This window comes from Streptomyces sp. NPDC048420 (assembly GCF_040651535.1).
Taxonomy (GTDB): Bacteria; Actinomycetota; Actinomycetes; order Streptomycetales; family Streptomycetaceae; genus Streptomyces.
Map to the genome: position 1 here is coordinate 244,738 of NZ_JBEZKG010000015.1, position 11,346 is coordinate 256,083.

14 protein-coding genes are annotated in these 11,346 nt (G+C 70.4%); 7 read left to right on the forward strand and 7 right to left on the reverse strand.

Annotated elements, in window-relative coordinates; genetic code table 11:
• The first annotated feature begins 6 nt into the window (after positions 1–6).
• Genes AB0D34_RS28790 through hemC form a run of 3 tightly spaced genes read left to right on the forward strand, consistent with a single transcriptional unit; the run spans position 7 to position 1,966 of the window.
• Positions 7–525 carry a hypothetical protein gene (locus tag AB0D34_RS28790; protein WP_362666341.1) on the forward strand — a complete coding sequence of 173 codons (519 nt, stop codon included), beginning with the start codon at positions 7–9 and terminating at the stop codon, positions 523–525.
• Positions 522–989: a GNAT family N-acetyltransferase gene (locus tag AB0D34_RS28795; protein WP_362666343.1), complete on the forward strand. Its 468-nt coding sequence runs from the start codon at positions 522–524 to the stop codon at positions 987–989. The genes AB0D34_RS28790 and AB0D34_RS28795 overlap by 4 nt, the downstream gene beginning before the upstream one ends.
• A 41-nt stretch (positions 990–1,030) precedes the next feature.
• Positions 1,031–1,966, forward strand: a complete 936-nt coding sequence (gene hemC, locus AB0D34_RS28800; RefSeq protein WP_362666346.1) for a hydroxymethylbilane synthase — start codon at positions 1,031–1,033, stop codon at positions 1,964–1,966.
• A gap of 12 nt (positions 1,967–1,978) precedes the next feature.
• Here hemC and AB0D34_RS28805 read toward each other — a convergent pair whose 3' ends face one another.
• From AB0D34_RS28805 to AB0D34_RS28820, 4 genes are all read right to left on the reverse strand, one after another.
• Positions 1,979–2,494, reverse strand: coding sequence for a hypothetical protein (locus AB0D34_RS28805; RefSeq protein ID WP_362666348.1), 516 nt, complete (start codon positions 2,492–2,494; stop codon positions 1,979–1,981).
• 192 nt (positions 2,495–2,686) lie between these two features.
• Positions 2,687–3,529, reverse strand: coding sequence for an ABC transporter permease (locus AB0D34_RS28810; RefSeq protein ID WP_362666351.1), 843 nt, complete (start codon positions 3,527–3,529; stop codon positions 2,687–2,689).
• Entirely contained in the window at positions 3,489–4,337 is an 849-nt protein-coding gene (locus tag AB0D34_RS28815) for an ATP-binding cassette domain-containing protein (protein ID WP_362666353.1), read from the reverse strand. Before AB0D34_RS28815 ends, AB0D34_RS28810 begins: the two co-directional genes overlap by 41 nt.
• Positions 4,334–4,789, reverse strand: coding sequence for a MarR family transcriptional regulator (locus AB0D34_RS28820; protein WP_362666355.1), 456 nt, complete (start codon positions 4,787–4,789; stop codon positions 4,334–4,336). Before AB0D34_RS28820 ends, AB0D34_RS28815 begins: the two co-directional genes overlap by 4 nt.
• Before the next feature lie 237 nt (positions 4,790–5,026).
• Here AB0D34_RS28820 and AB0D34_RS28825 point away from each other — a divergent pair, with 237 nt between their 5' ends.
• Complete coding sequence (locus tag AB0D34_RS28825; protein ID WP_362666357.1) at positions 5,027–5,815, forward strand: SigB/SigF/SigG family RNA polymerase sigma factor; 789 nt, start codon at positions 5,027–5,029, stop codon at positions 5,813–5,815.
• Positions 5,816–5,831: 16 nt separating this feature from the next.
• Here AB0D34_RS28825 and AB0D34_RS28830 read toward each other — a convergent pair whose 3' ends face one another.
• On the reverse strand, positions 5,832–6,161 hold the full coding sequence (locus AB0D34_RS28830) for an ANTAR domain-containing protein (RefSeq protein ID WP_362666359.1): 330 nt from the start codon (positions 6,159–6,161) through the stop codon (positions 5,832–5,834).
• Positions 6,162–6,333: 172 nt separating this feature from the next.
• On the opposite strand from AB0D34_RS28830, the gene AB0D34_RS28835 reads away from it, so the two are divergent.
• Positions 6,334–7,137, forward strand: a complete 804-nt coding sequence (locus AB0D34_RS28835) for a VOC family protein (RefSeq protein ID WP_362666361.1) — start codon at positions 6,334–6,336, stop codon at positions 7,135–7,137.
• 18 nt (positions 7,138–7,155) lie between these two features.
• On the opposite strand, the gene glgX is transcribed toward AB0D34_RS28835, so the two are convergent.
• Positions 7,156–9,252: a glycogen debranching protein GlgX gene (gene glgX, locus AB0D34_RS28840; protein ID WP_362666363.1), complete on the reverse strand. Its 2,097-nt coding sequence runs from the start codon at positions 9,250–9,252 to the stop codon at positions 7,156–7,158.
• 44 nt (positions 9,253–9,296) lie between these two features.
• Positions 9,297–9,791, reverse strand: coding sequence for a pep a2 (locus AB0D34_RS28845; RefSeq protein WP_362666365.1), 495 nt, complete (start codon positions 9,789–9,791; stop codon positions 9,297–9,299).
• A 249-nt stretch (positions 9,792–10,040) separates the two neighbouring features.
• On the opposite strand from AB0D34_RS28845, the gene AB0D34_RS28850 reads away from it, so the two are divergent.
• Both AB0D34_RS28850 and AB0D34_RS28855 read left to right on the forward strand, forming a co-directional pair.
• Entirely contained in the window at positions 10,041–10,340 is a 300-nt protein-coding gene (locus AB0D34_RS28850) for a DUF5133 domain-containing protein (RefSeq protein ID WP_362666367.1), read from the forward strand.
• A gap of 74 nt (positions 10,341–10,414) precedes the next feature.
• A partial coding sequence (locus tag AB0D34_RS28855) for a maltotransferase domain-containing protein (RefSeq protein ID WP_362666369.1) occupies positions 10,415–11,346 on the forward strand: 932 nt, incomplete at its 3' end.

Here is an 11,346-nt window from a genome sequence, read left to right on the forward strand (position 1 = left end):
GACCGAATGGATCTTCATGGGGGACTGCCCGCCGCCGTCGACACCGAGGCCCTGCTCGCACTGGGCGAGTCACACCACGCCCGTCCGGCCCGCCCGTTGGGCACCAGGGAGGCCGCAGGACACCTGGTGAAGGTGTACGCACTGGAGGCACCCGGCCGCACCGTGTCGGACCAGGACGCCGAGGCCGGGCTGCGCATCGCAGCGCGCCAGCTGGAACTCGGTCCGCTGCGGGGCTCCCTCGGGCTCGCCGTCCTGCTCGTGCACGCGGGCGGCGACGGCGACTACGTCATCGTCCACAGCTGGATCGAGGGCGACATGGCGGACCTGGCGATCTTCGTCGGCCCGGTGGGCAAGCCCGACGCGCTGCGGCCCGGCCGGGCGGGACTCTCGCCCTGCGTGTGGGAGGCCGCCGTACTCGCGCACGAGCGGAGCGCGTACTCCCGGCACGTCCTGGACGGCACCGGATCGCTCGCCGACCGTCTCACGGTCTGGAGCGCGGACACCATCACGGGAGACGTCCGATGAGCGGGGCGCCCCTCGTCCGGCACGCCGACCGCGCAGATCTCCCCGCGGTCGCCGAACTCGCCGCCCGGCACGCGGAGTACGAGAAGGCGGCGCCGCCCCCGGCCGACCTGCCCACCCGGCTTGCCGGGCTCCTCTTCGGCACCCCCGCGCCCCGCCTGCGCTGCCTGGTGGCCGAACACCCGGACGGCGAACTCGTCGGCTACGCCACCTGCGCGCCGGAGCTCTCCACCTGGGAGGGCCGCGAATACCTGCACATGGACTGTCTGTTCCTGCTGCCCGGACACCGCGGTCTCGGACTCGGTGTGCTGCTCATGGACGCCGTGGCGGCCGAGGCCCGTGCGCTGGGACTCGATGAGGTGCAGTGGCAGACGCCGACCTGGAACGACGGGGCGATCCGCTTCTACGACCGGATGGGCGCCCGCGCCAGGCAAAAAGTGCGCTACTCCCTACCCGTTACCGCCTGAGCGTCAAACACCGGTCCTCCGCAGGGTCTATCGTGTCCCGCATGTCCCTCCCGGAAGTGATCCGCATCGTCTCCCGCGACTCGCCGATGGCGCTGGCCCAAGTGGAGCGTGTCAGAAACGAGTTGGCGGCCCTGTACCCCGGTGTGCGCACCGAGGTCGTGCCGGTGAAGACGACCGGTGACAAGTGGATGGGCGACCTGTCGAAGGTCGAGGGCAAGGGCGCGTTCACCAAGGAGGTCGACGCCGCGCTGCTGGCCGGCGAGGCGGATCTCGCGGTGCACTGCGTGAAGGACGTGCCCGCCGACCGGCCACTCCCGGCGGGCACCACGTTCGCCGCGTTCCTGAAGCGGGACGACATCCGGGACGCCCTGATCCACCCGGGCGGACTCACCCTGGACGAGCTTCCGGACGGCACCCGCGTCGGGACCTCCTCGGTGCGCCGCGTGGCCCAGCTGGCAGCGACCCACCCGCACCTGGAGTGCGTGCCGTTCCGCGGCAACGCCAACCGGCGCCTGGCGAAGCTGGAGGCCGGCGAGGCGGACGCGCTGCTGCTCGCGGCCGCCGGCCTGGAGCGCATCGGCCGCCAGGACGTGATCAGCGAGATCCTCTCCCCCGAGACGATGATGCCGCCGATCGGCGCGGGCATCCTCGCGCTCCAGTGCCGGGAGAACGACACCGAACTGATCGACACGGTCAGCGCGCTGGGCGACCCGGACACCTTCCGGGAGGCGACAGCCGAACGCATGTTCCTGCACGTCCTGCAGGGCCACTGCAACAGCCCGATCGCCGGGTACGCCCGCGTGGACCACAGCGGCGAACTCTCCCTGCGGGCCTGTGTCTTCACCCCGGACGGCAAGACCCGGCTGAACGCCCACGAATGGGCGGGACGGCTGGATCCGGCCACGCTGGGCACCTCGGTCGCCGTGGCGCTGCTGCGTCAGGGAGCCCGCGAGATCATCGACGGCATCCCCCACTGAGCACAAGGCCGTTCAGGCCGTGCCCTCTTCGGCCTGGTCCCGCAGGAAGTTGCTCACCTGGTGGGCCAGGCCCTCACGGCCCACACCCGGGTGCGCGGCGCCCTCGTCGAGGCCGATGCCGCCCGCCCACAGTCGGCGGTCGGCCCACTCGTCGTCGACCCGCAGCTGGATCTGCACATCGATCTGGTTCAGGCTCGCCTCCGGTCCGGCCGCGAACAGCACGGCGGTGGCGCGGCGCAGCGGATAGACGTCGAAGCCCTCGATGAACTGCGAGTTGCGCCAGTCGATGAAGGCGCTCTCGCCGTCGGGACCGATCCGCACGTCGATCTGGCCGTCCTCCAGGTGAACCGTGGGGTGCTTCTCACCGCGGTTCTCGATGGTCACGCGGACGCTGAAGTACGTGAGCCCTTCGGCGGCGTCGTCGCGTCCACGCGGCGGCTCGGCCGCCTCAAGACGATGGACGCGGACCCGCAGACCGGCATGCTCGTCGTACTCCTGCCAGTCCCCGACCACGTTGGGCTCGTACACAGTGCACCTCTCCGACCTCAGAGAGCTGCTTCCTATCTGTGTGCTCAATGCACTGTCAAATGAGCAGAATGCGCTGTGGCCAGGGAATTCACCCCCTTTGATCACTGATCAAGCCCTGCGCAGGAAGAATCCGCCAAGCGGCCGGAAAAACCCTTCCGCGGGCGTGCCGCACATCACGTTCCCCACGCATGATCAACGGGCCAGGCGACCCAGGAGCGAGGAGGCCGCGGTGATGCCGAGCGCGGCGGCCAGGGCCAGCACCCCGAAGTCGAGCGCCAGGTGCGCCCGCGTGCCGAGGAGGAGACCGCGCAGGGCGTCGACCTCGTAGCTGAGCGGGTTCACCTTGCTGACCGTCTGGAGCCAGCCCGGCATCACCGACAGCGGGTACAGGGCGTTGGAGCCGAAGAAGAGCGGCATGGTGATGGCCTGCCCGATACCCATCAGCCGGTCCCTGCTGAGCACGATGCCGGCGATGGTCATCGACAGACAGGAGAAGAACGCCGAGCCGAGGACCACGATCGCGCCGACCCCGAGCAGCTTGAGCGGGTTCCAGGTGAGGGACACCCCGAGCAGGGCCGCGATGACGATCACGACGACGGCCTGGATCAGCGACTTCACCCCGGCCGCGAACGCCTTGCCGGTGGTCAGCGCCGAGCGCGGGGTCGGGGTGACCAGGAGCTTGTTGAGGATGCCCGCGTCCCGCTCCCAGATGATCTGGATGCCGTAGAAGATCGCGATGAACATCGCGGACTGGGCGATGATGCCGGGCGCCAGGTAGTCGATGTAGGGGATGCCCTCGGTGGGGATCGCCTTGATGCGGGTGAAGGTCTGGCCGAAGATCAGCAGCCACAGGGCGGGCTGGACCGCGCGGGTGTAGAGCTCGGTGCGGTCGTGGCTCAGCTTCTGCAGCTCCACCGCGCACATCGCCACCACTCGGGCGGGCAGCAGCCGCCATCCCGCGCGGGGCTCCGGCGGCCTCAGCAACAGGCCGATGTCAGCCGACACGGTTCGCGGTGCGGCGGGTGCTTCGGACATCGCGGAAATCGCCTCCCTCGTCTTCGAGTCCACTGCCGGCGACGTCACGGAAGACGTCCTCCAGGGTCGGCAGGGTGTCGGTGCCGCGCTGTTCGGCGAGTCCCCGCCTCAGTTCCTCCGGGGTGCCGAGTGCGCGGATACGGCCGCGGTGCATGAGGCCGACCCGGTCGCAGTACTGGTCGGCCTCGTCCATGTAGTGGGTGGTCACCAGGACGGTCATGCCGGTCGCCTCGCGTACGGCGTTGATGTGCTCCCACACGCCGGTACGGGCGATCGGGTCGAGGCCGATGGTCGGTTCGTCGAGGATGAGCAGCCGGGGCGCGCTGACCAGGGCCTGGGCCAGTTCGAGGCGGCGGACCATGCCGCCGGAGTAGGTGCCGGCCAGCCGGTCCGCGGCGTCGGTGAGGTCGACCGCGGCGAGGGCCTGTCCGACGCGTTCGGCGCGTTCCTTGCGGGCCACGTCGAAGACGCGGGCGAACAGGGCGACGTTCTCGCGGCCGGTCAGGTTCGCGTCGGCGGACAGCTGCTGCGGGACGTAGCCGAGCAGACGGCGTACGGCCATCGGGTCCTCGGCGGTGTCACGGCCGAAGACGCGGACCATCGCGGCCGGGACCGGGAGCAGGGTGGTGATGCAGCGGATGGCGGTGGTCTTGCCGGCTCCGTTGGGGCCGAGCAGCCCGAAGACCTCGCCCTCTCGCACGGTCAGGTCCAGTCCGTCCACGGCGTTCGTCGCGCCGAAGGAGTAGACGAGACCCGTGCAGGCGACGGCTTCGACAGGGGGCGGTCCTTCTCGGGTCTCCGGTGTCATGATTCCTCGGCCTCCTCGTGCAGAGTGACGGCGAGCGCGCGCAGGGCGGGGAGCGCGGCACGCAGGGCCTCCTGGTCGGCCGCGTCGAGCCGGGCGACGTGCCGTCCGACGAGCGCGGTCCGCCGCTGCTTCCAGTCCCGCAGCCGCGCCTCGGCGCTCTCGGTGAGCAGCAGACGGGCGGCGCGCCGGTCGGCGGGGTCGGTCTCGCGGACCAGGTGACCCTCCTTGACCAGCTGGTTGACCAGGGTCGAGACGGAGTTTCCGGCGAGATGCAGCTCCTTGGCTGCTTCGGAGACGCCGATCCCGGGCCGCGAAGCAACCAGACGCAGCAGTTCCACCTCGGCGCCCCGCAGCCTCGGCACGGTCAGTCCGGCACGCAGGGTCCGCCTGAGCAGCCGCTGGACACCGACGAGTGCGTCGGCCAGCTCTTCCGGGAAGGTTTCCTCGTCCACCCCGCCAACATTATCTCTGAGTCAGAGGTATCTCGATCAAGAGCGAGTCAAGCACATATCAGACGCTCAGCAAGAATTGTTTTATATCGCTCGAAAGCGGGCATTCGCAGAGCAGTGCTTCGGACAGGAGGCACGTCCGTGGGAGCCCGCCGAGCGGGTCCCGGATGTCCCCGCAAAGATCCGCGCGCGCCTCCCACGTGTCTGTCCATCCAGCACCCGCTCAGGGAGGTGCGCGACATGTCCGTCGCCACCAGATCGAAGCCCCACCCGCACGACGACGCCCCCGACACCAACGCGGCCTTCGAACGCCTGGCAGGGCTCGCCGACGGTCCGGAGCGCACGGCACTGCGGAACGAGCTGATCGAACTCTGGCTTCCCATGGCCGAGCGGATCGCCGTCCGCTTCCGGGGCCGCGGGGAGTCCCTCGAGGACCTCTACCAGGTGGCGGCCCTCGGGCTCGTCAAGGCCGTCGACCACTACGACCCCGCGCGCGGCAGCGCCTTCGAGGCGTACGCGGTGCCGACCGTGACCGGTGAGATCAAGCGGCACTTCCGCGACCACATGTGGACGCTGCACGTACCGCGCCGGGTCCAGGACCTGCGCAATCGCGTCCGCCAGGCTTCGAAGGAGCTCGCCCAGATCCCCGGCCGGGCACCCACCGTCGCCGAGATCGCCGAGCGGGCGCACCTGACTGAGGACGAGGTGCGCACCGGCGCGGAGGCGCTGGAGTGCTTCACGGCGCTGTCGCTGGAGGCGGAGATGCCCGGCACCGACGGCTACGCCCTGGGCGACGCGCTCGGCGGCCCCGACCCCGCCTTCGACGTCGTCGTGGACCGGGTGGCCGTCAGGCCCTGTCTGGAAGCCCTGCCGGAGCGCGAGCGGACCATCCTCTACCTGCGCTTCTTCCGGGGCATGACCCAAAGTGGTATCGCCGAGGAGCTCGGCATCTCGCAGATGCACGTCTCCCGGCTGCTCAGCACGTGCTTCGCCCAGCTGCGCGAGGAGGTCCAGGCCGAAGCCGGCTGACCGTCCGCGGGTGCCCTCACTCCGGCGGCGCGCCCGGAATCTGCGTCGGACCGTAGCGGTCGAGGGCGTCTTCGAGTTCGGCCCGGATCTCCGGGGGCATCTCTCCCGAGCGCCCCCAGATGAGGATCATGTCCGCGACGTTGCGCAGCTTGATGTTCGTGTGCTGGGAGACGTCCTTCAGCACTTCCCAGCCCTGGTCCGGAGTGATCCTGCCGAGCGCGACGACCATGCCGATGGCCTGGTCCACGACCGCGTGGGAGAAGACCGCTTCCTTGAGCTGGTCGATCTCCTCCTGCAGTTCGAAGATCCGGTTCGACTCGTCGGGGTCGTTCGGAACGGCAGGCATGCATCCATCCTGTCACTCGGACGGGTCCGCGCCACCGGGCGGGCGGAAGGGCCGAGCCACCGTTTCGGCGCCACGGGCGGGGTACTCGGCAGGCGCCCGCAGCGGTTCCGGGCGGACACTGGTAGGAGACCCCCCGGTGGCCGCCGGCCGACGAGAGCAGGACGCGACTGCCATGAACCACGATCCGAGACAGCCCACCGCGACCGCAGACGTCGTCTCCTCTCACCATGTGTTCGGCGCCCCCTGCTGGGTGAGTCTGACCAGTCGGGACCAGAAGATGACGGAGGACTTCTACGGTGCCGTCCTGGGCTGGGAGTGGAAGCCGGCCAAGCTCGGCGAGCGCTTCCGGGTCGCGCTGGCGGACGGCACGCCGGTGGCCGGCATCGCGGCGGTGGCGTCGATGTGGCAGATGGCGGTGGCCTGGACGCCGTACTTCGCGGTACCCAGCGCGGACGAGGCCGTCGCCCGCGTCCAGGAACGCGGCGGCACTCTGGCGGTCGGCCCGCTGTCCTTCCCGCCCGGCCGGGCGGCTCTGCTCTCCGACCGTGACGGTGCGACGTTCGGCGTCTGGGAGGGCGAGCTCGTCGCGAACTGGGAGGTGTGGCGCCGCGCCCAGCCCGCCTTCGTACGCCTGCACACCCGCGACGCGTTCGACGCCGCGATCTTCTACGGCGAGGTCCTCGACTGGGCGACGGAACGCCCCGGCTGCTGCGAGGTCCACTACGAGGGCGGCGAGGTGGTGCTGCGCAGCGGGGGCGACGTGGTGGCCCGGATCGAGTCCGGCGCCCTGGGGTCGGCGCCCGATCCCGCGATCCGGCCGCACTGGCAGGTGCACTTCGCGGTCGCGGACGTGGCGGCCTGTGCCAGGGCGGCGGAGGTCCACGGCGGCAGCGTGCTGTCGAAGGACAGCACCGAAGCCGTTCTCCGCGACCCCGACGGCGCCCAGTTCACAGTGACCTCGCGCCGCACGCGCTGAGGACGGGCGACTCGTCGTTCAGGCGCCCGCGCGGGACGGCCTCGACAGCAGGACCAGGCTCCGCGCCTCGACCGTCATCTCCGTACCGGCCTTGTGCTCCGCCTCGTCGGCTCCCTGCGGTTCGGCCGTGTCGAGCACGGTCGTCCAGCGGTCGCCGTACGTGGGGTCGGGCAGCCGGAAGTCGACGGGCTCCCAGTGGCCGTTCAGCAGCAGCAGGAACGAGTCGTCGATCACCCGCCGCCCGCGCGGGTCGGGCTCGGCGATGGCGTCGCCGTTGAGGAAGACACCGACCGAGTGCGCGTCGGAGCGCTGCCAGTCCGCCTCGGTCATCTCGCCGGCGTCCGGTCGCATCCAGACCAGGTCGGGCAGCGGCTGCCCCGCATGTGTCACGGTCTCACCGCGGAAGAAGCGCCGTCTGCGCAGAACAGGGTGCGCGGCACGCAATCCGATCACATACCGCGTGAACTCGGCGAGTTCGCGCTGGTCCCCGGTCAGCTCCCAGTCGATCCAGGAGACTTCGTTGTCCTGGCAGTAGGCGTTGTTGTTGCCGCCCTGGGTGCGGCCGAGTTCGTCGCCGTGACAGAGCATCGGAATGCCCTGCGAGAGCAGCAGCGTGGCGAGGAAGTTGCGCTGCTGGCGGGCGCGCAGTTCGAGAACGGCCGGGTCGTCGGTATCGCCCTCGGCCCCGCAGTTCCACGACCGGTTGTCGCTCTCTCCGTCCCGACCGCCTTCCCCGTTGGCCTCGTTGTGCTTGTCGTTGTAGGAGACGAGGTCGCGCAGGGTGAAACCGTCGTGCGCGGTCACGAAGTTGACGCTCGCGCGGGGGCGGCGCCGACTGTGCTGATACAGATCGGAGGAGCCGGTCAGCCGGGAGGCGAACTCACCGAGGGTGTCCGGCTCGGCCCGCCAGAAGTCCCGTACGGCGTCCCGGTACATGCCGTTCCACTCCGACCACAGCTGCGGGAAGTTGCCGACCTGGTAGCCGCCCTCCCCCACGTCCCACGGTTCGGCGATCAGCTTGACGCGGCTGATCACCGGGTCCTGCTGGATGAGGTCGAAGAACGCCGACAGCCGGTCCACCTCGTGGAACTGCCGGGCCAGGGTGGCCGCGAGGTCGAAGCGGAAGCCGTCCACATGCATCTCGGTGACCCAGTACCGCAGCGAGTCCATGATCAGCTGGAGCACGTAGGGGTGCCGCATCAGCAGGCTGTTCCCGGTGCCGGTGGTGTCGTAGTAGTGCCCCCAGTCGCCGTCCACCAGCCGGTAGTACGAGGCGTTGTCGATGCCGCGGAAGGACAGCGTGGGGCCCTTCTCGCTGCCCTCGGCGGTGTGGTTGTAGACCACGTCGAGGATGACCTCGAGACCGGCTGCGTGCAGCTCCTTCACCATCGCCTTGAACTCGGTGACCTGCTGTCCCCGGGTGCCGTGGGCGGCGTAGGCGTTGTGGGGCGCGAAGAAACCGATCGTGTTGTACCCCCAGTAGTTGGCGAGGCCGCGGTCCTGGAGGACCCCGTCGTGCACGAACTGGTGCACCGGCATCAGCTCGACAGCGGTCACACCGAGCGAGGTCAGGTGCTCGATGACCGCCGGATGGGCGAGACCCGCGTAGGTACCGCGCAGCTCGGGCGGCACGTCCGGGTGGGTGCGGGTGAGGCCCCGGACGTGCGCCTCGTAGATCACGCTGTCGGCGTACGGCCGTCTGGGTGGCTGGTCGTCGCCCCAGTCGAAGGCCGGGTCGGTGACCACGCCGAGCATGGTGTGCCCGGCACTGTCGGCCTCGGGAGTGCGCAGCGCGGGGTGGTTGTCCGTCCGCCCGTCCACCGCCTTGGCGTACGGGTCGAGGAGCAGCTTCGCCGGATCGCACCGGTGCCCCAGCTCGGGCTGCCAGGGGCCGTACACCCGATAGCCATACCGCTGGCCCGGTCCGACGCCCGGCAGATAACCGTGCCACACGAAGCCGTCCGCCTCGGTCAGCGGAACGCCGGTGTGGGCGCCCTTCTCGTCGGCCAGGACAAGTTCGACGCGTTCGGCGACCTCGCTGAACAGCGCGAAGTTGGTGCCCTCGCCGTCGAAGGAGGCGCCCAGCGGGTACGGGTGCCCGCTCCAGGCGGACACCCGGTTCCCGTTCCTGTGCTGCTTCTTCCTGGGCGCGGCCACGCTCAGCGCCCGCCGTCGACGGCAGCGGCCGCCAGCGCCGCGACCGGCATCTCGCGCGGCACCTGGAGCACCTCCCGCAGGCTGGGCGCGGGGGCCGTCGGCACCAGCGGGACACGCTCGCCGGACCGGGCCCGCTGCGAGAACCAGATCACCTTGCTGCCGGTCTCCGTGGCACAGCATCCCCAGCCGTCGCTCATCGCCGCGATGTGCTCCAGGCAGGCGCGCAGATCCAGGTCCGGGCGCAGCTCGCAGTCGTTCTCGGCGACCGCGGTGATGAGGTGCTGGCCGTTCCACCACAGCTCGATCGAGGTGTTCTTGTCCGTCGCGTGCTCGTCGATGGCCTCCAGCAGCAGGACGGCACCGCGGCAGACCGGCTCGACCAGGGTCTCCAGGTCCCAGAGCCTCAGATGGGCGGCCAGGATGCGCCTGACCTGCCCGATCCGTTCCGGGCTGACCTCCACGTCGAGGTGGTAGTAGCAAGGCACTGCGGTCTTCATCGTCGCTCGCTCCTCACCGGCGAAGCTCCGCTCCTCCCGGCCCCCGCGGGGCCGGGCCCCGAAACACGGAGCGTGAGCACTGATCGCTTCAGAGTGACTCCAGAGTGGGAGCGCTACGCCATTCGTGCAACTTGAGAGACCCCTGAGGTGGTTGAAGATCCAACAAGACGCTGAGTCGTTATCCGTGCACCATGAGTGAAGATCGCGCGGGTCGCGGATCTTTCCAGCCCTCGAAAGGTGAACGGCGCCATGCTGCTACCGGCCAAAGCCGAAGTCGCCCGGCAACTGCGGCGCTATCGCGCCTGGGAGCGCGTCATGCTGGCCTCGCCCGCCGACCGCACCGTACGGAGCACCTTCGAGGACTCGGGCTACACGCTGTGCGTCCTGATGGGCAAGCGCTGCGCACGCGAGGCGGCCGAGGCGGCCGAGCGCTATCTGCGGACCAGCGCGGTGGCGTACCTCCAGGAGCAGAGCGATCTCCCGCGGGCCGGCGCCGTCGCCAGACGGGGGCCACCGAGATCCGCGGAACGTTCCCCCGCAGGGAGGTAGCACCTTCCGGCGCAGGTTCGATCCCCGGCCGGGCGCCCTCAGTGCCCGGCCTCCGGCACGGCGGAGGCGAGAGCATGAGTTCCATCCCGGCCATCGGCCGCATCCCGGTACGCGACGTCCGCCCTGCCGTCGATTCCGGCAGGCGTCCGGCGAAGGCTGTCGTGGGAGAGACGTTCGAGGTCACCGCCACGGTGTTCCGCGAGGGTCATGACGCGGTGGCCGCGAACGTCGTCCTCACCGACCCGGAGGGCCGGCACAGCCCGTGGACGCCGATGCGGGAACTGGCTCCGGGCACCGACCGCTGGGGCGCCGAGGTCACTCCGGATGTCGAGGGGCACTGGACGTACCGCGTGGAGGCCTGGAGTGATCCGGTGAGCACCTGGCGGCACACCGCCCGCATCAAGGTGCCGGCGGGCCTCGACACGGGCCTGGTCCTGGAGGAGGGCGCCGAGCTGTACACCCGTGCGGCGGCCGGGGTCCCGGAGGGTCCGCAGCGCGCCGCACTGCTGGCCGCGGCGAAGACGCTCGCCGACGACTCGCTTCCGGTCGCCACCCGTCTGGCGGGGGCCCTTACCCCGGACGTGGACGAGGCGCTGGCCTGCCACCCGCTGCGGGAGTTGATCACCGCGTCGGAGACGTTGCCGCTGCTGGTGGAGCGGGAGCGGGCGTTGTTCGGTTCGTGGTACGAGTTCTTCCCGCGCTCGGAGGGCACGCCCGAGCGGCCGCACGGCACGTTCCGCACCGCGGCCCGCAGGCTGCCGGCGATCGCCGCGATGGGCTTCGACGTGGTGTACCTGCCGCCGATCCATCCGATCGGCACGACGTTCCGCAAGGGCCGCAACAACACGCTGTCGGCCGGGCCGGAGGATGTCGGGGTGCCGTGGGCGATCGGCTCACCGGAGGGCGGCCATGACGCGGTCCACCCGGACCTGGGCACGCTGGAGGACTTCGACTGGTTCGTCCAGGAGGCTGCCGGGCACGGTCTGGAGATCGCGCTGGACTTCGC

Coding starts and splice junctions, on each gene's coding strand:
- AB0D34_RS28790 (WP_362666341.1), top strand. CDS start 7: ATGGATCTTCATGGGGGACTGCCCGCCGCCGTCGACACCGAGGCCCTG.
- AB0D34_RS28795 (WP_362666343.1), top strand. CDS start 522: ATGAGCGGGGCGCCCCTCGTCCGGCACGCCGACCGCGCAGATCTCCCC.
- hemC (WP_362666346.1), top strand. CDS start 1,031: ATGTCCCTCCCGGAAGTGATCCGCATCGTCTCCCGCGACTCGCCGATG.
- AB0D34_RS28810 (WP_362666351.1), bottom strand. CDS start 3,529: ATGTCCGAAGCACCCGCCGCACCGCGAACCGTGTCGGCTGACATCGGC.
- AB0D34_RS28815 (WP_362666353.1), bottom strand. CDS start 4,337: ATGACACCGGAGACCCGAGAAGGACCGCCCCCTGTCGAAGCCGTCGCC.
- AB0D34_RS28825 (WP_362666357.1), top strand. CDS start 5,027: ATGTCCGTCGCCACCAGATCGAAGCCCCACCCGCACGACGACGCCCCC.
- AB0D34_RS28830 (WP_362666359.1), bottom strand. CDS start 6,161: ATGCCTGCCGTTCCGAACGACCCCGACGAGTCGAACCGGATCTTCGAA.
- AB0D34_RS28835 (WP_362666361.1), top strand. CDS start 6,334: ATGAACCACGATCCGAGACAGCCCACCGCGACCGCAGACGTCGTCTCC.
- AB0D34_RS28845 (WP_362666365.1), bottom strand. CDS start 9,791: ATGAAGACCGCAGTGCCTTGCTACTACCACCTCGACGTGGAGGTCAGC.
- AB0D34_RS28850 (WP_362666367.1), top strand. CDS start 10,041: ATGCTGCTACCGGCCAAAGCCGAAGTCGCCCGGCAACTGCGGCGCTAT.